Origin of the sequence: Hydrogenophaga sp. UC242_53 (assembly GCF_042696965.1) — a bacterium.
In the GTDB taxonomy this organism is placed as follows: Bacteria; Pseudomonadota; Gammaproteobacteria; order Burkholderiales; family Burkholderiaceae_C; genus Hydrogenophaga.
In genome coordinates, this window is the sequence record NZ_CP170552.1 from 2,841,093 (window position 1) to 2,860,734 (window position 19,642).

Below are 19,642 nucleotides of genomic sequence, written 5' to 3' on the forward strand. Positions count from 1 at the left end.
CACCATCACCATGCGCAGCTTGAGGGAGCAGCGCAAGGCCAGGAAAGCCCGGCGGTACCAGGGCAGCGCCTGGGTCATGGCGCGATGCGGCGCAACGCCAGCGAGTAGCCCGCGTTGCGCAGGGTCTTGATGCAGTCCAGCGGCTCGAGCTTCTTGCGCAGGCGGCTCACCACGATGTCGACCGCGCGCGTGTAGAGGTCGGCCTCGTGGCCGCGCAGCTGGTTGAGGATGTCGTCGCGGCTGAGCACGCGCCCGGCCTCGCGCGCGAGCAGGTGCAGCAGGTCGAACTCGGTGCTGGTGAGCTCCACCGCCTGGCCCTCGCGCAGCACGCTGCGGCGCGTCGGGTCGATGGTGAGGCCGTCGAACACCAGGGTGCCGGGCTCCACCGCGCTGGCGGGCGCGGCCGGCGGGCCGTTGCCGCCATGGCGGCGCCGCAGCACGGTCTGGATGTGCGCCACCAGCTCGCGCGGCTCGAAGGGCTTGGGCAGGTAGGCGTCGGCGCCGAGTTCGAGGCCGACCACGCGGTCCATCACGTCGCCGCGCGCGGTGAGCATCACGATGGGAATGTCGCTTTCCTTGCGGATGGTGCGGCAGAGTTCGAAGCCGTCCATCTCGGGCAGCATCACGTCGAGGATGGCGGCGTCGAAGGCTTCGGCGCGCAGGCGCGCCAAGCCCTCGCTGGGCCGCAGCGCGTGCGCCAGCGCCAGCTCGAAGCGCTGGAAGTAGGTCGCCAGCGGCGGGCCGAGCTGTTCGTCGTCGTCAATGAGCAGAACGCGGTGCATGCGGCATTGTCACATTGCGCCCGTCAGGCTGCGGTGGCGCACGATGAGGCGGCGAAGCCGTTGCTGCGCGCCACGGTCCAGCCCGTCGAAACGGTCGGCCACCGAGAGGATGGCCGGCAGCGCGGGCACGGCGTCGTTCGGCTGGCGGCGAGAGAGCCGCGCCCACAGCCCCAGCGCGTGCTCGCGGTCGAAGCGCGGGCCCCACACCAGGGCCAGCAGCTCGTCGTGCGGGTCGTCCACCCCGGCCAGCAGCGCCGGACCGTGGTCGCGCAGGCGCTGGGCGATCGGTTGCAGCACGGGCGACATGGGGTTCACCCCGCTCAGCCGCGCGAGAACCAGCCGCGGCGCTTGCCCATGCGCTCGCGCACCTCGGCCTGTTGCGTCGGGCTCAGGCTGTCGTAGAAGTCGGCCAGGGCGTTGATCACCTCGGGGCTGCTGACCTGCACCACGCGGGTCTTCTCGTCGAGCAGGTTCAGCGCGCGGGCGCGGTCGAACTTCTCGCCGGCGATCAGCGCCTGCATCTCGCCGCGCGGGTTCGTGGTCTGGCCGATCAGGGCCGTGCGCTGGGCCTGCACCTTGTCGGCCAGCACGTTGAGCTTCTGCTGCTGTTCGGCGTTGAGGTCGAGCTTGCTCGTGATGCGGTTGACCACCTTGCCGCGCACTTCGGCGATCTTCTCGGCGCTCATGGGCGCGCGCTCGTGGTGACCGCGCGTGCCGCAGGCGGCCAGGCCGCCGATGGCGATGGAGATGCCGGTGAAGGCCATGAGCGAGCGCTTGATCCAGGGTTTCATGACGGTGTCCTTTCAAAGGGACTGTTGAACATGACCGCCATGGTGCCGGCAGCGGTGCGCCTCGGGGTCTCAGCGCAGTTTCGGTTTTTTTCGTTTTGTATCGACGCCGGCCGCACGCACCTGGGCCAGGTAGTCGTTCACATGCGCGCCCAGGCGCTCGGCGACCATGCGCGCGATGCGCGGCAGCGAGCGGCTCGCGCTGATCGCCACGCCCACGGTCTGCGGCTGGGCACTCTTGTCCTTGAGGGGCACGAAGCACAGACTGCCCGCGAGGATCTCGGGACCGGCATCGAGCTCGGAGGTGAGCGCCACGTGGCTGCCGCTGCGCACCAGGCTCTTGACGAGCTGCAGCGAGTTCGTCACCAGCGGTGGCCGGGCTTCCTCCAGCAGCCAGTTGTGGCGCCGCTCCAGGTAGCGGCGGATCGCCAGCACCCGGCTTTGCGCGGCCATCGGCCAGGCCGCCACGTCCTTGAACGTCACCTGGGCCTGCGCGGCCAGCGGATGGCCCGGCGCCACCACGCAGCCCAGCGGCAGCTCGGCGCTGGCCACGATGTGCAGGTCGCGGCCGGGCTTGAGGTTGAAGGCCACCGCCAGATCGACCTCGCCCGCGCGCAGGCGCTGCACGGCGTCGTCGGTGCTGACGATGTCCACCTCCAGCACGATGCCCGGGTGTTCCCGCGCCACCACCGCCACGAACTCGGGCAGGAAGCCGTTGACGTGGCTGTCCATCGCGGCCAGGCGCAGCTGGCCCTGGCTCACGCCCTGCAGGTGCTTGATGTCGGACAGCGTGCGGTTGAGGTCGGTCTTCCATCGCTGCGAGAGCGCCAGCAGCAGTTCGCCCGCGGCCGTCAACCGCATGCCGCGCGGCTGGCGCTCGAACAGCGGCAGCCCGAGGTCTTCTTCCATCAGCAGGATGTGGCGGTCGATCGCGGAGGCGGAAATGGACACCTCGCGCGCGGCCGCCTGCACCGAACCGAGCTGCGCGACAGCCGCCAGGTAGCGCAGGGCCTTCGGATGCAGAAGCTGGTTCAGTGAACTCATGCGCACTGAAAATTCGAATGCAACATGCCCAATTATGCGATGGACAGCAATGCAATGGCGCCGCAAACTGCGACCGCATGAACACCCCGACACTCTCACCCCTGGCCTGGCATGCCCTGGCCTCCCTGGACGAAGCCACTTTCTGCGCGCGCCTGGGGCCGGTGGTCGAGCATTCGCCCTGGGTCGCCCGAGAGGCCTGGGCCGCCCGCCCGTTCGCCGACTGGGCGTCGCTGTACGACAGCTTGTCGCGGGTGATCCATGGCGCCGACGAGGCCCGCCAGCTGGCCCTGCTGCGCAGCCATCCGGAACTCGCCGGCCAGGAGGCGCGGGCCGGCACCATGACGGCGGATTCGCAGAGCGAACAAGGCCGCCTGCGCCTGCTGGCGCTGGACGCCGCCACCGTGCAGCGCATCGAATCGCTCAACCGGCGCTACCGCGAGCGCTTCGGCTTTCCCTTCATCGTCGCGCTGCGGCTGCACGGCTCGCTGGCCACGGTGCTGCAGGCCGGTGAAGCGCGCCTGGCGAACGACGCGCGCACCGAGCGCCGAAACGCCCTGCAACAGGTCTGCGAAGTCATGCGCGGACGGCTGGCGCAGACCGTGTCACCCGAGCCCTCCCCTCCGTCCTCCCCGTCCGTCAACACCCTCGCAGGAACCCCGTCATGAACACCCCACGCCGCCTTCTTCTGGCCGTCAGTGCCTTGTCGATGCTGGCCTCGCCGCTGGTCCACGCACAGGCCTGGCCGCAACAGAAGCCGATCCGGATCATCGTGACCTTCTCGCCCGGCGGCTCGTCGGACATCGTGGCGCGCCTGCTGCAGCCCGGCCTGCAGGAGAAGCTGGGCCAGACCGTGATCGTGGAGAACAAGCCCGGCGCGGGCAGCACCATCGGCGCCAACGAGGTGGCGCGCGCCGCGCCCGACGGCTACACGCTGCTGCTGTCCAACACCGCGCCCATGAGCATCTCGCCCTTCATGATGGACAAGGCACCCTACGACCCGGTGAAGGGTTTCACGCACATCGCCTACATCGGCTCGGTGCCCAATGTGTTCGTGGTGCATCCTTCGGTGCCCGCCAAGACCATGCCCGAGCTGGTGAAGTGGATCAACGCGCAGGCCAAACCCGTCAACTACGGCTCGGGTGGCGTCGGCTCCATCGGCCACATCGTGGGCGAGATGTTCAAGCAGCAGTACCAACTGAAGATGGAACACGTGCCGTACAAGGGTTCTTCTCCCATGCACAACGACCTGCTCGGCGGCTCCCTGCAATTCGCGGTGGACACGCTGACGCAGAACGTGCCTTTCATGAAGGAGGGCAAGCTGGTCGGCATCGCGGTCACGTCGCGCGCCCGCGCGCCCATGTCGCCCACCGTGCCCACGGTGGGTGAAGCGGGTTACCCCAAGCTGGTGGCAGAGAACTTCCTCGGCATCTCCGGGCCCGCCGGCACGCCGGCGGACGTGGTCGACAAGGTCAACAAGGCGGTGACCGACGTCGTGGCGCGGCCCGACGTGGCCAGGCGACTGAGCGACCTGGGGGTGGAGTCGGAGCCCATGAGCGCCGCGCAGTTCACCCGATTCGTCACCGACCAGGTGAACGAATGGGCGCCCGCGGTCAAAGCGTCCGGCGCACGGTTGAATTGAACGCCATGAACGGTGGACTCTCCATTCATTGTGTGGACGTGGCCAGTGGCCGCGTCGCCGTCGGCCTGCAGGTGACCGTGGTGCGGCTGGGGCCGGACGGCCTGCCGCACGGCCCGGTGCTCGCCGAAGGCCGCGTGGGCGCCAACGGTCTGCTGCAGCACCCGGTGCTGATGAGCGAAGCCATCACCGCCGGCGGCTACGAGGTGCGCTTCGCGGTGGGCGACTTCTACCGCGACCAGGGCACCCCCGTGCCCGAGCCGGCGTTCCTGGAAACGGTGCCCTACCGCTTCCACATCGCCGACACCTCGCAGCACTACCACCTGCCGTTCAAGTTCACGGCCTGGGGCTTCTCGCTCTTTCGCGGCGGCGCCTGAAACGCCGTCGCGCGACTCAGGTTCAATACGTTTCGGTGTCGACTTCGCGGTTCGACTGCTCGTTGTAGCGGCTGCCGCTCACCGTGCGCTGGTTGATGAGTTCGTCCAGCCGGGCCAGCGTGGCCGCGTCCAGCGTCACGTCCACCGCGCCCAGGTTGTCGCGCAGGTGGTCTTCGCGCGAGGTGCCGGGGATGGGCAGCACGTCCGGCCCCTGGTGCAGCAGCCAGGCCAGCGCGAGCTGGGCCGGCGTGCAGCCCACGTCGTTCGCGATCGCGCGGTAGGCGGGCAGCAGCTTGAGGTTGGCGGCGAAGTGCTCGGGCGCGAAGCGCGGCATGGCGCGGCGGATGTCCTTGGCGTCGAAGGCGCTCACGTCCAGGTCGGGGCCGCACAGGAAGCCGCGCGCCACCGGGCTGAAGGCCACGAAGGCGATGCCGAACTCGCGGCAGGTGTCGAGCACCGCGATCTCGGGGTTGCGCGTCCACAGCGAGTACTCGGTCTGCACCGCGGTGATGGGGTGCACCGCCTGCGCCTTGCGGAGGGTGGCGGCCGACACCTCGGACAGGCCCAGCGCGCGCACCTTGCCCGCGCGCACCAGGTCGCTCATCGCGCCCACGCTGTCCTCCACCGGCACCTGCTTGTCCCAGCGGTGCAGGTAGTAGAGGTCGATCACGTCGGTCTTGAGGCGGCGCAGGCTGTCTTCGCAGTTCCTGCGGATGGCCTCGGGCCGGCCGTCGATCACGCGCTTCACGCCGTCGTCGAACTGCACACCGGCCATGCCGCCCTTGCTGGCCAGCGTGAACTTCTGGCGGTGCTTCGCGAGCACATGGCCCACGTGCGTTTCGCTGGCGCCGAAGCCATAGAGCGCCGCGGTGTCGAAGTGCGTCACGCCTTCGTCGAAGGCCGTGAGCAGCACGCGCTCGGCCTGTTCTTTCGACACCGGCGCGCCGTAGGCGTGGCAGATGTTCATGCAGCCCAGGCCGATGGCGCTGACGCTGAAGGGGCCCAGTTGGCGTTGGTTCATGGCGGGTTTCTTTCTCAAAACGGGTTTCAGGGACTGGCCTCGGCGATGGACGAGGTCAGGTCATCGAGGGGCGCGGCCAGGTCTCGCCGCCACAGCCGCCCATCGGCGGACCAAGGCGCGAAGCCCAGCTTCGCATACAGGTCGGCCACCACGGCGTTTCGCGCGCTGGCCAGGTATTCGCCCACCAGGGCCGACGCGCCCTGCTCGCGGGCCCACAGGACCAGCGCGCGCAGGATGAAGGCCTCGGCCCCGCGCGAGAAGACGCGGCAGCTCAGCAGCCAGCTGTCGATGCGCAGCGCCTGCGCTTCGCGCACCGCGAGCAGCGAGCCGACGAGGCCGTGATCGCCAAAGCGGTCCTTCAGGTGGAAGGCCAGCACCAGCCGGTCGGGCTGCTGCATCTGCGCCGCGAGCTGCGCCTGGGTGTAGCGCCGCGTGGTGAGATTGAACTGGTTGGTCTTGAGTTCCATCTGCGCCAGCCGGGGCAGGTCCTGCGCGCGCGCGGGCCCGGCGCGGCCCTGCATCGCCAGGCCCGCGAGGTAGCTGCCGATGTCGGCCGACGAGGTCTGCACCGCGCGCGCCTGGCGCAGCGCGGCGTAGGCGGCGCTGCGCCCCTGGTCCACCTCGGTGTAGGCCTGCTGGTCGAACCAGTGCCCGGCCTCCAGGCGCTCGATGAACTGCGCCGGGTCGGCGCCGATGTCCACCACCGCCACCTCGGGCAGCTGCTGCTGCACCAGCGCGCGCTCGGCCGGGTTGTCGTCGACGAACACGGCGGCGTCCAGCCCGAGGTTGAGTTCCTGCGCGATGCGCCGCAGGCCCGTGGCCTTGTCGCCCCAGCTGCAGACGAAGGCGGCGAAGTCCTCGCGGCGCAGGGCGCTGTCGGCGTGCTCGAAGCCGGTGGCGGCGATCTCGGGGGCGTTCTTGCTGCAGACCGCGAGCACCACGCCGCGCCGCGACAGGCCCGCCAGGTGCTGCTGCCAGGCGGCGAAGGCCTCGCCCTTGCCGCCATGGGTCGGCCCCAGGGCGATGCCGCCGAGACCGTCGTCGCCGATGGTGCCGCCCCACAGGGTGTCGTCCAGGTCCAGCACCAGCAGCTTGCGGGTGCGGCCCGTGGTGGCCCGCCAGGCGCCACGGAACCAGGGCAGGTAGTCCGGCAGGAAGCGCGGATCGAAGCCGAGCTTGCCGGCGTGGAAGAAGCGCGGCGCCGACCACGCGGCCAGGCCCACGCCGGCCGCGAGCCGGTCGGCTTCCAGCCAGGTCACGCGGCCCGCGCCGGCGTCGATCAGCGCGTCGTTGAGGGCCTGCACGCGGCGCGTGTCCGACGCGGGAGAACGGCGGTCGGCCACCCCGCGCCACAACGGCGCGGGCGGCACGAACAGGTGCTGCACGATGCGGCAGCCGCGCGCTTCCAGCGCGGCCCAGATCGCTTCGAAGCCTTGCACCTGCCGCGCGGTGTCGGCCGCGACCGCGTCGGCATCGGCGTCCAGCGGCAGGGGTTCGAGGGCCTGGCGCCAGTCGGGCACCAGCACCACCACCTCGGGCTCGAAAGCGTGCAGGGCCGAACCCCCATCGAGGCATGCCTGGCGCATCGCGCCATAGGGGGCGGCCTGCACCAGCGCCAGTTCGCCCTCCTGGGCGATGGCACAGGCGATGGCCTGGCGCAGCAGGTCGGGCGTGAGGTCGGCGGCCAGCGCGACATGCCGCACGGCACCGCCCGAAGCGGCGGCCTCGGCCGCGAGCTTGGCGATGTCCGTCGCGCAGGCCATCAGCTCGGGCAGCGGCGGCCGGGCCACGGCCAGGCGCTCGCGAATGCCCGCCCAGCTAGACATGGCGGGCGATGACCTCGCGCACCGCGCTCACGCTGGTCAGCCGCTCGATGTCGCTGTTGTCGAGCGTGATGTCGTAGGTGATCTCGATCATGCTGGCGAGCATGACGGTCTTGAGGCTGTCCCAGGACTCGACCGTCTCGGCGCCGTCGTCGTCGTGGAGGGCATCGGCAGGGATCTGCAGCACCGAGGCGATCAGGGCGCGGACTTCAGGCATGGGCGGTTTTCTCGAAAGACGTTGAAAGGAAGCGCGCCAGTATAGGGAGGCGTGGGGCTCTCACGAGGGCATCTCCAGCGCCACCGCCAGGGCCTCGCCGCCGCCCATGCAGAGCGTGGCGATGCCGCGCCGCGCGCCCCGCCGCTCCATCGCGTGCAGCAGCGTGACGAGCATGCGCGCGCCGGTGGCGCCCACGGGGTGGCCGAGCGCGCAGGCGCCGCCGTGCACGTTCACGCGCGCCAGCGGCACGCCCAGCGCCCGGCACACCGCCAGCAGGCCGACGGTGAAGCCCTCACCGACCTCCCACAGCTCGACCGTGTCGATCGGCCAGCCGGTTTTGTCCAGCAGCTTGCGCACCGCGCCCACGGGCGCGGTGCTGAACTGTGCCGGTGCCTGTGCGTGCGAGGCGTGCCCGCGCACCAGCGCGCGCACCGGCCAGCCGCGCTCGCGCGCCCGCGATTGCACGGTCATCACCAGGGCCGCGGCGCCGTCCGACAGGGGCGAGGCCGTGGCGGCCGTGGCCGTGCCGCCCGGGCCGCTCAAGGGCTTGAGTTCGGCGAACTTCGCCGGCAGGACGTTTTGCACCGGTTCATCGCGCTCGACCACACGGCCGTCGGCCAGCGTCACCGGCACGGTCTCGCGCTCGAACGCGCCGCTGTCCTGCGCCGCCCGCGCGCGCTCGAACGAGCTCAGCGCCTGGGCCTCCTGCAGGGCGCGCGTCAGGCACAGTTCCGCGGCGGTGGCATCGACGAAATGGCTCAGGCCGATCGGTGTCGCGCCGGTGCAGGCGTCCTGCATCACGTCGAACATCAGGTGGTCGAGCAGGCCGGCGAGGTGCGCGCCGCGCTCGCGCCCGAGCAGCATCGGCGCGCGGCTCATGTTCTCCATGCCGCCGGCCAGCGCGGTCGACACCGTGCCCGCCCGCAGCAGGTCGTGCACCAGCATCACCGCCTGCAGGCTGGAGCCGCAGACCTTGGAGATGGCCGTGCACGGCACCTCGGGCGCCAGCCCCGCGCGCAGCGCGGCCTGGCGCACCGGCACCTGGCCCAGGCCGGCCACCACCACGTGGCCGAAGAACACCTCGTCGATGTCCGCCGCCGCCCCACCGCCCTGGGTGAGCACGGCCTGCATCGCGCTCATGCCGAGGGCGGTCGCGGGCACGTCCTTGAACACGCCCTGGAAAGCGCCGATCGGCGTGCGCGCCGCGGCTGTGATCACCACCGAGTCAAGGTTCACGCGACGGTCCTCACCAACTGGTGTCGTATTCGATGTAGCGCTGGATGTACTCATAGTAGGTCCATTGCTGCGTGTGCCAGCGGTAGGCGAAGTCCGTGTGCCAGAAGCGCAGCTCCAAGGCCTCGGCGACCAGGGGATGGATGGGGTTTTGATGGACCCCCATGCCGCCGTCGTGCGATGCGGCGGCCAGGCAGGCCTCGGCCCGCGCGGCGCTGCCGCCGAGCACCGGCCGCGCGCGCTCGGCCACGCGGCGCGTCAGCTCGGCCATGGCGGGCGCGGACATGTGACCGCTGGTCCAGAACAGGTGCTCGTCGCGGAAACGGTCCAGCACGTAGTCGGTCAGCCGCACGTCGCTGTGGGCGTCGTAGTGGCGCATGCGGTCGATGTCGCGCTGCAGGCGCACCCGCAGGTCGGGCATCTTGCGCTCGGACAGGTCCATGTACGCCGCCACCGCCATCGGCCCGGTGAGCCCCGACTGCGCGATCCGCAAGCCCAGCATGTCGCCCAGCGGGTAACGCTTCCACAGCGTGTAGGCCGGGTCGTGATGCACACGCGGCTCCGGGCATTCGAAGGGCCAGGCGCTGAGCAGGGCGAAGCTGGGGTAGCGGATCACCGGGCAGTGGGCCGGCAGGCGCGAGGTCAGCGCGGTCAGGGCCGGGTTGTCCTGCTGGTCCTCGAACTGGCGCAGCAGCAGCACCACGTCCTTCAGGTCCTCGTCGGGAATGGCCGGCGCGAGCGCATCGCCCGGCAGCGCGTGGTTGAGCGCGACCACGAAACGGTAGTCGCCGTTCAGGTCGTCGAGCGACGCGAGCATCTGAGCCAGGTACGGGGCCTGACAGTTGCCGTAGACCAGCACCGTGCGCGCTCGCGCGCTGTGGCTCCCGAAGACCATGGCGTGGGGCGAACGTTGCGCGGCATCAGGGGCGTTGTCGTCGGCGGGCACTATTAATAAGAAAGCAGCAAGTCGAGGCAAATTGTGATGAGCAAGCGTGTCAATCGCGCATCAAAGCGGCCAATTCAACACGTTACAAGACATCACAGTGTGTATTATCAAACGCGCTTTCACCGCCCATCCCCATCCCAGGAGCCTGACCCCATGCGTGTGCCGGACACCCGACCACTGCGTTCCTCTGCCGTGGCGCTTGCCACCTGGAGCCTTTTCTGCACCGCTGCCTGGGCTCAGGCACCCAGCAACCCACCGCTGGAACGGCAGGTCGACGAGGCCTTCCGCCAATCGATGCGCTCGCCCGGCGATGCAGCGGCCACCACACGCTACGCCCAGTTGCTGGCGCAGTCAGGCAACTACGAAGGCGCGATCGCCGCGATCGAGCGCCAGCTGCTGGACCCGAACGCACCCGCCTCGGTGCGACTCGATCTGGGCGTGCTGTATTACCGGCTCGGCTCCTACGACATGGCCGCCGGCCTGCTGCGCCGCGCCATCGAAGACCCGCGCCTGGACCCCACTCAGCGCAGCCAGGCCGAGGCCTTGCTCAAGGACATCGGCAAGCGCACCCAGGTCTCGCGCCTGGACGGGCAGGTGGTGTTGGGCCTGCGGGCCCAGAGCAACCCCACCGCGCGCAGCGACAGCGCCAACCTGCTGGCGGGCGGCGCGCTGGTGAACAACCCCAACCGCCCCGAGAGCGACACCGACATCCAGGCCACCCTGCGGCTGGACCACCAATACGACCTGGGCCTGCAGAACGAAGCGGCCATCGTCAGCTCGCTGACGGCGCAGATGATCAAGTTCAGCTCGTCGTCGGGCAGCACGCTGCAGGCCAACCAGACCGACCCGTACAACCTGGGGTTGATCGAAGTCACCTCGGGCGTGCGCTTCAAGCCCTCGCCCACCGGCGCGCCAGCGTTGACGATCCGGCCCTACCTGGTCGCCGCCGGGCTGGTGGCGCAGGGCCACCGCTACCTGAGCAACCACGGCGCGGGCCTGGACGCGGCCTACAGCCTCAACGACCGCACCTTCATCGACGGCGGCTTCGAGTACCGCTACAACGACTACGCCACCCGCATCGACGTGCCCGCCGCGGACGAGCTCAGCGGCCCCAGCAACCTGCTGCGCGTGCGCCTGACGCGCGAACTCGCGCCCGGCCACGTGCTCAGCGGCGAGCTGCGCACCCGCTGGCAACGCACGAAGCGGAGCTATCTCGACCACGATGCCCAGGAAGTCCGCGTGACCTACGTGCGCAGCTACGCCAGCCCGCTCAAGAGCGGCGGCTTGTGGAGCACCTCGGTCTGGGGCGGGGTGCTGCGCCGCAGCTACGACGCGGCCGATCCGGCGGTCGATGCGAACACCGCGCGCCGCGACACCGAATGGCGCATCGGCGTCGGCCAGACCGTTCCGCTGTCGGACGCCTGGTCGCTGCTGGTGCAGCTGGAGCACATGAAGACCAACGCCAACCTGCCCAACAACGAGAGCAAGAACACCTCGCTGTACCTGGCGGCCGGCTACCGCTTCTGATGCCGATGCACGGCCCCGCACACCCCCCTTCGACCGCATTCCCGAGGACCCCGAAATGACCCCGCCGATTTCCAAGGACTGGTGGCTTGCCGCCGCACTGTCGACCGCCACCGTGCCCGCGACCATGGCCCAGAGCCCCACGGCCGCGGGCGGCGACGGCCGCACCGGCGTGGTGACGGCCGTCGCCCCCGGCGGCAAGGTCACCGGCAACAACGAGCTGATGGTGGTGGGCAGCAGCGTCGTGCCGGGCCAGCGCCTGCGCACCGATGCCGGCGGCTCGATGCATGTGCTGTTCATGGACCAGTCGGCCCTGACCCTGGGCCCGAATGCGGAACTCACCATCGACGAATTCACCTTCGACCCGGGCACCAAACAAGGCCGGATCCGCCTGGGTCTGGTCAAGGGCCTGGTGCGCGTGGTGGGCGGCCAGATCAGCAAGAACACCGCGACCACGATCGCGACGGCGCACGGCAAGATCGAGATCCTGGGCGGCATCACCATCGCCGAAACCGATGGCGCCAGAACGTCGGGCACCTTCCTGTTCGGCCAGGGAATGACCCTGACCGACAACAAGGGCAACACCCAGACCGTGACCCGGGCCGGCTTCGGCAGCGCGCTCACCATCAACGACCCGCCGACATCCCCGCAACGCCTCCCCGTTGCCGAACTCAACAACATGTTGCAGCGGCTGGAGAGCCGCCCTCCTGCGGGCAATACGGCCTCGAACCCGGCGCCGGCCCCTCCAGGCCAGCTGATCAGCACCGGCAACACGCCGGGCGGCGCGAACGGCCCTGGCTCGACCCTCGCCAACGACCGCCTGAAAAGCGTGGTCGACAGCGTCACCGGCGCCAATCCATCCAACATGCTGCGAAATCTGTTGGGCACCGGTCAGGTTCAAAACCAGTCCTGACCGAGGAACGGCCGCGCCCCTTCCACAGACCGGCGGCTCGCCTTGGCGCAGCCGCCGTTCTTTTTGCATTGATCCGCCACCATGCGCGTCCTGTTCGTCTCCACCTACCCGCACCTGCCCGACATCGTCGGCGGCCTGCAGACCACCACCCACGACCTGTGCCTGGCGATCCGCGCCATGGGGGCCGAGGCCGCCGTGCTCTGTGGCCAGGCGACGGCCGCCGCCGGTGACACGGAGGCGTCCCTCACACAGGACGGGCACCTGGGCTACCCGGTGCTGCGTTCGCCCCGGCCGGTGCAGGCCCTGCCCGCCGCCGCGGCCCGCTTCGACGCCGACGTGATCGTCGTGCAGAGCGGCACCACCCTGGCGCCCCTGGTGCTGGCCAGCCTGGACACCGGGCGGCCCACCGCCGTGTACCTGCACAACGTCGAGACCAGCCAGCTCGGCGGCCACCTCGTGGCCGACCCTTCGCTGCTCTACCTGGCCAACTCGGACTTCACGGCGCAGCGCTGGCACGCCCTCTACGGCCTCGATTGCGCGGTGATCCCACCGGTGGTCTCGCCGCAGGACTACCTTGCAGCGCGCACCGGCGACAAGGTGCTGTTCGTCAACCCCACGCCCATCAAGGGCGTGGAGCGGATGTTCGAGCTGGCGATGGCCTGCCCCGAACTGCCCTTCCTCGTGATGGAGAGCTGGCACCTCGACCCGCACTGGCGCGCGCACTGCCAGGCCCGCGCGGCCCAGCTGGGCAACATTCAATGGCGCGGCCCGAGCGCGGCCATGCACGAGGTGTTCGGCCAGGCGCGCGTGCTGTTGATGCCCTCGGTGTGGGAAGAGTCGTTCGGCCGCACCGTGGTCGAGGCCCAGCTCAACGGCCTGCCGGTGCTGGCCAGCCGGCGCGGCGCCCTGCCGCAACTGGTGGGTGGCGGCGGCATGGTGCTGGAACCGCACGCACCGCTGGAAGACTGGGCCGCCGCGCTGCGCCGCCTGTACGACCCCTTCGCCACCGCCGAGCGCGACGCCGCGCGGCGCCTGGGCGCGGCGCATGTCGCCGGCACCACCACCACCGTGGCCCGGCTGCTGGGCCTGCTGCAAGTGCACGCCGCGCAGACGGCCGGGCGCGAGCCCGTGCCGGCCCAGGACACCGTGCCACCGACCCCGGCCGGCGCAGCCGCCTGGCGCGAGGTTCCGCCGCGCCAGCCGCGCCGCGAAGACTGCCTGTTCTATCACTCGTACAACCTGGCCGATGGCGAGGAAGTCAGCGGTGACTGGGACCTGCGCCCGGCCACCGCCCAGTACTTGGGCGAGGTGGACTTCGCGGGCCGCTCGGTGATCGAGATCGGGCCGGCCAGCGGCTTCCTGTCCTTCCACATGGAGGCCGCCGGGGCCGAGGTCACCTGCCTGGAGCCGCCCATGTCGCACCTGTGGGACGTGGTGCCGTTCGAAGGCTTCGACACCCCGAAGTGGCGCAAGACCTTCACCCGCAACATCGAAGGCGTGCGCAATTCGTTCTGGTACGTGCACCAGCAGCGGCATTCGCGCGTGCGCATGGTCGAGGGCGACCCCTACGCCCTGCCCGAGGACTGCGGCCCGTTCGACATCGGTCTGCTCGCCGCCGTGCTGCTGCACTGCCGCCGCCCCTTCGACATGCTGCAGAGCGTGGCCCGGCGCACGCGCCGCACCCTGATCGTGACGGACCTGTACGACGCCACGCTCGGCCCGCGGGCGCTGGCCGAACTGCAACCGCACCGAGGTGTGGATCAGGTGGACACCTGGTGGCAGTTCACGCCCCAGTTCATCGTCTCCGCGCTGGGCCTGCTGGGCTTCACCGAGGTGCGGGTCAGCGTGCACCACCAGCGGCAGCCCTCGATGGACCGCATGGTGCCGCTGTTCACCGTGGTCGGCGAACGGCCCGAGGTGTGACCCCTTGAGCACGGACCCCCACGCCGGCACCGACGACCTGCTCGGCGAGGCCTGGCAGGCCTTCCGTGCCGGCCACCTCGACACGGCCTTGCACCTGGCGCTGCAGGCCCACGCCGACGCGCCGACGCCACAAGCCGCCGCCGCGCTCGGCCACTTCCTGACGCACGCCGGCCATCTGGTGGCGGCCGAAGACGTGCTGCTCGCCGCGTGCGAGCGCACGCCCGATCACGCCCCCCTGCACGCCTGCCTGGGCCTGCTGCGCCAGCGGCAGGGCGAACCGGCGCAGGCCGCCGCGTCCCTGCGCATGGCCTGCCTGCTGGACGAATCGCTGCACGAGACCGCCTTCGCCCTGGCCTGGCTGCTGCACGACCTGGACGAACTGCCCGAGGCGCGCGCCTGGGCCGAGCGCGCGCTGCAGGGCGCGCGCCTGCCGGGCCGGCTGCTGCAAGTGGGTTGGCTGCACCAGAAGGCGGGCGAATTCGAAGACGCGCTGGCCCTGTACGAGGAAGCCGTCGCGGCCTACCCCTGGAACGCGGCCGAACAGGTGCGCCTGCACCTGCACCGCGCGCAATGCCTGGTGGCGCTGGGACAGGCCGCGCGCGCCGCCGACTGCCTGGCCGACGGGCTCGCGCGCCACCCCGACGAGCCCGAACTCCTGACCGCCCTGGTGGACTGGGAGTGCGAGCACGGCCACCTGGACCGCGCCGTCGACGTGGCGCGCCGCCAGGTCGACGCCTTTCCCGATCAGGCCGCCGCCTGGCACCTGCTCGGCGCCCTGCAGCAGCGCGCGGGCGACCTGAAGGCGGCCGACCGCAGCTTCAACGAAGTCCAGCAGCGCGACATGAGCCGCTGGGACGCGCTGCTGCGGCGTGCGCAGATCCTGGTCGCGTGGCAGCACCCAGTGGACGCCGAATGGCTGTTGATGCAAGTCCTGGCGCAGCCGGCCGGACTGCCTGCCCGCGCAGTCGCTGATGGCCCGCGTGCAGCTCGATCTCGGGCGCGTCGAGGCCGCGCGGCGCCAGTTGCTGCAGGGCTTGCGCGCCCACCCGCGCCACGCCGGCGCCTGGCTGGTGCTGGCGCAGGTGCACGCGCGGCGGCACCGCTGGGTGCTGGCGCGGCGCGCGCTCGCGCGGGCCGCGCGCGCCGGCGGCGACGAGGCCGAGGTGCTGCGCCTGCTGGGCTGGATCGCCAAGGACCAGGGCGACCTGGCCACCGCCAGCGGCGCCGTGCGCGAGTTGCTGCGGCACCGGCCCGACGAGCACCTGGCCCGGGTGCAGGCGGCGTTCGTGTTCGCCGCCGCCGGCGACCTGGCCCCCGCCGCCCTGCAAGCGCAGGCCGCCGTGGCCCAGGACCCGGCCAGCGTGCAGGCCTGGCGCGCGCTGGCCCAGGTGCGCTACCGGCAACAGCGGCTGGACGAAGCCCAGAGCGCCATCGAGACCGCCCTGCTGCTGCAACCCGAGCGCGTCGACAGCCTGCGCCAGCTCGGCTGGATCCTGCTCGACGCGCAACGCTTCGGCGCGGCCCGCCTGGCCTTTCTGCACGCCAGCGAACGCGCCGCCGACCCCGCCGTGCCGCTGCGCGAGCTGGCCGAAGCCTGCTTGCGGGGCGGCGCGTTCGCGCAGGGTCTGCAGGCGATCGACCGGCTGCAGACCCTGCACCCTGACGATGCAGAGGCGCGGCTGCTGCGGGCGCGTCTGCTGGGCGAAGACCCGACATCGACCGCCGACGACCTGGCGCGCGCGGTGGCCCTGTGCCGCGAGCTGATCGTCGAGCGCGAGCGCGGCGCCGAGGCCGTTCGCGCCCTGCTGCGCCTGCACAGCCTGGGCGCCGGCGGTGCGCCCGCCGCGCTGGCCCTGGTGCCGCACGCCGACCGCCGCGCCGCCTACCGGGCAGCGATCGCCGAGGGCACGGCCCGCCACGGCCACGACGCCCTGCAGCGGCTGGCGCAGGCCGCCGCGCACGACTTCCCGCAAGACCCCTGGCTCGCCAGCGCCGCGCTCTACACCCAGTCGCTCTGCGCCGACGCCACGCGCGACCGCCTGGCCGAGGCCGCGCGGCACGTGTTCCGCGATCTCAAGCTGCGCTCGGGCCTGCACACCTGGCAACGTCCCGACCTGCCGCGCCGACCGGGCGCGCGCCCCCGCATCGCCTACATCGCCGGCCAGCTGCACGAGCGCCTGCTGCGCCGCGTGCTCGCCGGCCACGATCCCCTGGCCGCCGAGGTCTTCCTCTTCGCGCACCGGCCCATGGCCGGCCTGCCCACCCACATCCACCAGGAACCCCTGGACCCGCCCGAGCTGGCGCGCGCCTGCGCCGCCAACCGCATCGACGTCGTCATCGACGCCGGCGGCCTGCACCCGTTCGAGGGCCAGTTCGAGGTGCTGCAAGCTCTCACACGGCGGCTGGCGCCGCTGCAGGTCGGCTGGCTGGGCTGCTGGGGCCCGGCCGGCGGCCTGTTCGACGCCCTGCTCTGCGACGCCGCGACCGTGCCCGCCGCCCACGAGGCGGCGCACGAAGAAGCGCTGTGGCGGCTGGACGGCGGCCAATGGTGCTGGGACCCGCCCACGCACGCCCCGCCGCCGCTGCCGCCGCCCGTGCAGCGCACCGGCGCCGTGACCTTCGGCGTGGTCGCGCGCGGCTTGCGGCTCAACGGCGCCAGCCTGCGGACCTGGGCGCGCTGCCTGGTGGCCTGCCCCGGCTCGCGCCTGCGCTTCGTCGGCCAGGTCGCCGCCGACTGGCCGCAGCGCGCGCGCATCCTCGCCACCCTGCACGCCCACGGCGTGGCCGCCGAGCGCGTGAGCTTCGACCCGCCGCGCTCCTACGAAGACCTGCTGCTGTGGTTCCAGCAGATCGACCTGGTGCTCGACAGCTTTCCCGGCAACGGCGGCCTCAGCCTGCTGGACCCGCTCTGGATGGGCGTGCCCGTCGTCACACTCAGCGGCGACCGCGCCGGCGCGCGCCAGGGCCATGCCATCCTGGACGCCCTCGGCCTGCAGGCCTGGGTGGCCGACACGCCCGAGCACTTCGTTCACATCGCCGCGGCGCTGGCCGGGGACGCGGCGGCCCTGGCGCAGCACCGCGCCACGCTGCGCGCGCGCCTGCTCGACGCGCCGCTGACCGACGGCCGGCGCGTGGCCCGCCAGATCGAAGCCCTGTGCGCGCAGGCCGTGGCCGGCGCCGACCCGGGCCTGTTCGCCGCCGACCCCAAGACCCGCCTGCGCGCCCAGGCCCGCCACGCGCTGCAGGTCTGGCTCGACAAGCCCGGCAGCCGCATCGCCCTGCCCGAACCCGCCCCGGACAGCGTGCCCGACCTCTCCGTCGTCGTGGTGCTCTACAACCAGGCCGGGCTGACGCGGCGCACGCTGCAGGCCCTGGCCGACCAGCGCGGCCTGTCCTTCGAAACCATCGTCATCGACAACGCCTCCCGCGACGAAACGGCCCAACTGCTCGCGCGCGTGTCGGGCGCGCGAACCGTGATCAATGCCGACAACACCGGTTTCCTGCTGGCCGCCAACCAGGGCGCGGCCCTGGCGCGCGGGCGCCACCTGGTGTTCCTCAACAACGACGCCATCGTGCAGCAGGGCGCCCTGCGGGCCGCGCGCGACCGGCTCGACGCCGACCCCGCCGTCGGCGCGCTGGGCGGGCGCATCGTGCTCAGCGCGGGCGGGCTGCAGGAGGTGGGCAACCTCATCTTCCGCGACGGCAACGCGCACGGCATCGGGCGCGACGAAGACCCCTTCTGCCCCGCCGCCATGACCAGCCGCGCCACCGACTACGTCTCCGGCGTGTTCCTGGCCGTGCCGGCGCCGCTGTGGCGCATGCTCGGCGGCTTCGACGAAGCCTTCGTCCCGGCCTACTACGAGGACGCCGACTTCTGCCTGCGCGTGTGGCGCGCCGGCTTTCGCGTGGTGGTCGAGCCCGGCGTGCTGGTGGAACACGTGGAATGGGGCAGCGCCCCCGGCGACGAAGCCGGCCACCGCATGCGCGAGAACCGCGCGCGCTTCCAGGCGCGCTACGCCGACTGGCTGCAGGACCGCCCCTACCCCATGGCCCCCCGGCTCGACGGCGACCGCTGGCGTTCGCCCGAAGACCAGCCGCGCCGCCCGCGCGTGCTCATCATCGACAACGAGGTGCCGCACATGGTCAAGGGCGGCGGGCTGCCGCGCGCGCGCCTCATGCTGCAGGCCCTGCGCGACTGGCCGGTGAGCTTCTTCCCGCTGTGGCAGACCGACGACGACTGGCGCGAGGTGCACGCCTCGGTGCCGTCCAGCGTCGAGGTGGTGCTGCACCATGGCCTGGCGCGGCTCGAGGACTTCCTCGAACGCCGGCGCGGCGTGTACGACGTGCTGCTGGTCAGCCGCCCGCCCAACCTGCGGGCCCTGCAGCCCTTGCGCGCGCGCCGGCCGGAACTCTTCGCCGGCATGCGCCTGGTCTACGACGCCGAAGCGCTGTTCGCGCTGCGCGAGATCGCCGAGGCCGGCGTGCGCGGCAAGCCGATGTCGCGCGCGGCGGCGCAGGCGCATCTGGCGCGCGAGATCGCCCTGGCGCGCGGCGCCAGCGACGTGCTGGTGGTGTCGCGGCGCGACGCCGAGTGTTTTCGCGCGGCCGGCCACCGCGTCACGCTGTTGAGCCACGGCATGGCCGTGCGCCGCGACGCGCCCGGGCCGGCCGGGCGCAGCGGCCTGCTGTTCGTGGGCGCGCTGCACCCCGACACGCCCAACGAGGACGGTCTGGTGTGGTTCATCGAACAGGTGATGCCGCTGCTGCGCGCGCAGCTGCCGCAGCCCCCGGTGCTCTCCGTCGTCGGCATCAACCGCTCGGCGCGGGTCATGGCGCTGGCCCGTGACGATGTGCAGGTGCTGGGCCCGCGCGAGGCGCTGGAGCCGCTGTACGACGGCGCGCGTGTCTTCATCGCGCCGGTGCGCTTCGCCGGCGGTGTGCCGGCCAAGGTGATCGAGGCCGCCGCGCAGGGCATCCCGGTCGCCGCCTCGGCGCTGCTGGTGCGCCAGCTCGGCTGGCGCGAAGGCCTCGACATCCAGGCCGGCCGCGACGCGCGCAGCTTCGCCGACGGCATCGCGCGCCTGCTGCGCGACGACGGCCTGTGGACACGGCAACAGCAGGCCGCGTGGCAGCAGTGCGCCGAACGTTACGCCCCGCAGCGCTTCGGGCAGCTGTTGCGGCAGGTGCTGGAAGGCGCCGCGTGAGCGCCCCCGTGCATCCGCTGGAGACCTCGGCCCTGCGCCGCTGGCGCCGCCTGAGCGCCGAGGGCGCGACCGCTGCCGCCGAAGCCGTGCTGTGGGACGCCCTCGCGCTCGAACCCAACCTGCCCGGCGTGCACGTGACCCTGGCCCGCCTGCGCTGGCCCGGGCCGGACTACCGCCACTGGCTCGCCTGGTTTCACCAACAGCTGAAGCC

General features: G+C 71.8%; 16 protein-coding genes and 1 pseudogene. 8 read left to right on the forward strand and 9 right to left on the reverse strand.

The window, feature by feature from the left end:
- Positions 1 to 74: 74 nt before the first annotated feature.
- The 4 genes from ACFJI0_RS14250 to ACFJI0_RS14265 all read right to left on the reverse strand — a co-directional run bounded on the left by ACFJI0_RS14250 (position 75) and on the right by ACFJI0_RS14265 (position 2,614).
- Positions 75 to 782 carry a response regulator transcription factor gene (locus tag ACFJI0_RS14250; protein ID WP_382156773.1) on the reverse strand — a complete coding sequence of 236 codons (708 nt, stop codon included), beginning with the start codon at positions 780 to 782 and terminating at the stop codon, positions 75 to 77.
- Between the two features lie 9 nt (positions 783 to 791).
- On the reverse strand, positions 792 to 1,088 hold the full coding sequence (locus ACFJI0_RS14255; RefSeq protein ID WP_291118856.1) for a hypothetical protein: 297 nt from the start codon (positions 1,086 to 1,088) through the stop codon (positions 792 to 794).
- Between the two features lie 14 nt (positions 1,089 to 1,102).
- On the reverse strand, positions 1,103 to 1,573 hold the full coding sequence (locus ACFJI0_RS14260; RefSeq protein WP_382320594.1) for a Spy/CpxP family protein refolding chaperone: 471 nt from the start codon (positions 1,571 to 1,573) through the stop codon (positions 1,103 to 1,105).
- A 69-nt stretch (positions 1,574 to 1,642) separates the two neighbouring features.
- Positions 1,643 to 2,614, reverse strand: coding sequence for a LysR family transcriptional regulator (locus ACFJI0_RS14265; protein ID WP_382156769.1), 972 nt, complete (start codon positions 2,612 to 2,614; stop codon positions 1,643 to 1,645).
- A gap of 77 nt (positions 2,615 to 2,691) precedes the next feature.
- Between ACFJI0_RS14265 and uraD the strand changes: the two genes are divergently transcribed.
- The 3 genes from uraD to ACFJI0_RS14280 are packed head-to-tail and all read left to right on the forward strand — an operon-like array spanning position 2,692 to position 4,627.
- Positions 2,692 to 3,279, forward strand: coding sequence for a 2-oxo-4-hydroxy-4-carboxy-5-ureidoimidazoline decarboxylase (gene uraD / locus ACFJI0_RS14270; protein WP_382320595.1), 588 nt, complete (start codon positions 2,692 to 2,694; stop codon positions 3,277 to 3,279).
- Entirely contained in the window at positions 3,276 to 4,253 is a 978-nt protein-coding gene (locus ACFJI0_RS14275) for a Bug family tripartite tricarboxylate transporter substrate binding protein (RefSeq protein WP_382320597.1), read from the forward strand. Before uraD ends, ACFJI0_RS14275 begins: the two co-directional genes overlap by 4 nt.
- A 5-nt stretch (positions 4,254 to 4,258) precedes the next feature.
- On the forward strand, positions 4,259 to 4,627 hold the full coding sequence (locus ACFJI0_RS14280) for a hydroxyisourate hydrolase (protein WP_382156763.1): 369 nt from the start codon (positions 4,259 to 4,261) through the stop codon (positions 4,625 to 4,627).
- A gap of 22 nt (positions 4,628 to 4,649) precedes the next feature.
- Here the strand turns inward: ACFJI0_RS14280 and ACFJI0_RS14285 are convergent, their stop codons facing one another.
- From ACFJI0_RS14285 to ACFJI0_RS14305, 5 genes are read right to left on the reverse strand one after another with little or no spacing between them, the layout of a single operon-like run.
- A complete protein-coding gene (locus ACFJI0_RS14285) occupies positions 4,650 to 5,648 on the reverse strand; it encodes an aldo/keto reductase (protein ID WP_382320599.1) in 999 nt (332 codons plus the stop codon).
- Positions 5,649 to 5,674: 26 nt separating this feature from the next.
- Positions 5,675 to 7,474, reverse strand: a complete 1,800-nt coding sequence (locus ACFJI0_RS14290) for an HAD-IIIC family phosphatase (RefSeq protein ID WP_382320601.1) — start codon at positions 7,472 to 7,474, stop codon at positions 5,675 to 5,677.
- Positions 7,467 to 7,688 carry an acyl carrier protein gene (locus ACFJI0_RS14295; RefSeq protein ID WP_382156757.1) on the reverse strand — a complete coding sequence of 74 codons (222 nt, stop codon included), beginning with the start codon at positions 7,686 to 7,688 and terminating at the stop codon, positions 7,467 to 7,469. Before ACFJI0_RS14295 ends, ACFJI0_RS14290 begins: the two co-directional genes overlap by 8 nt.
- 60 nt (positions 7,689 to 7,748) lie before the next feature.
- Complete coding sequence (locus tag ACFJI0_RS14300; RefSeq protein WP_382320603.1) at positions 7,749 to 8,924, reverse strand: thiolase family protein; 1,176 nt, start codon at positions 8,922 to 8,924, stop codon at positions 7,749 to 7,751.
- Between the two features lie 10 nt (positions 8,925 to 8,934).
- On the reverse strand, positions 8,935 to 9,816 hold the full coding sequence (locus tag ACFJI0_RS14305; RefSeq protein WP_382320605.1) for a WcbI family polysaccharide biosynthesis putative acetyltransferase: 882 nt from the start codon (positions 9,814 to 9,816) through the stop codon (positions 8,935 to 8,937).
- Between the two features lie 204 nt (positions 9,817 to 10,020).
- Here ACFJI0_RS14305 and ACFJI0_RS14310 point away from each other — a divergent pair, with 204 nt between their 5' ends.
- The 5 genes and pseudogenes from ACFJI0_RS14310 to ACFJI0_RS14330 all read left to right on the forward strand — a co-directional run bounded on the left by ACFJI0_RS14310 (position 10,021) and on the right by ACFJI0_RS14330 (position 19,431).
- Complete coding sequence (locus ACFJI0_RS14310) at positions 10,021 to 11,394, forward strand: surface lipoprotein assembly modifier (RefSeq protein ID WP_382320607.1); 1,374 nt, start codon at positions 10,021 to 10,023, stop codon at positions 11,392 to 11,394.
- Between the two features lie 55 nt (positions 11,395 to 11,449).
- The gene (locus tag ACFJI0_RS14315) at positions 11,450 to 12,304 is read left to right on the forward strand and encodes a FecR domain-containing protein (protein ID WP_382320609.1); all 855 of its coding nucleotides are present in this window, start codon (positions 11,450 to 11,452) and stop codon (positions 12,302 to 12,304) included.
- Between the two features lie 81 nt (positions 12,305 to 12,385).
- A complete protein-coding gene (locus ACFJI0_RS14320) occupies positions 12,386 to 14,227 on the forward strand; it encodes a glycosyltransferase (protein WP_382320611.1) in 1,842 nt (613 codons plus the stop codon).
- A 304-nt stretch (positions 14,228 to 14,531) separates the two neighbouring features.
- Positions 14,532 to 14,831 (forward strand): annotated as a pseudogene (locus ACFJI0_RS14325) (tetratricopeptide repeat protein); the annotation flags it as partial.
- A 367-nt stretch (positions 14,832 to 15,198) separates the two neighbouring features.
- A complete protein-coding gene (locus ACFJI0_RS14330) occupies positions 15,199 to 19,431 on the forward strand; it encodes a glycosyltransferase (RefSeq protein WP_382320613.1) in 4,233 nt (1,410 codons plus the stop codon).
- The last annotated feature ends 211 nt before the right edge of the window (positions 19,432 to 19,642 follow it).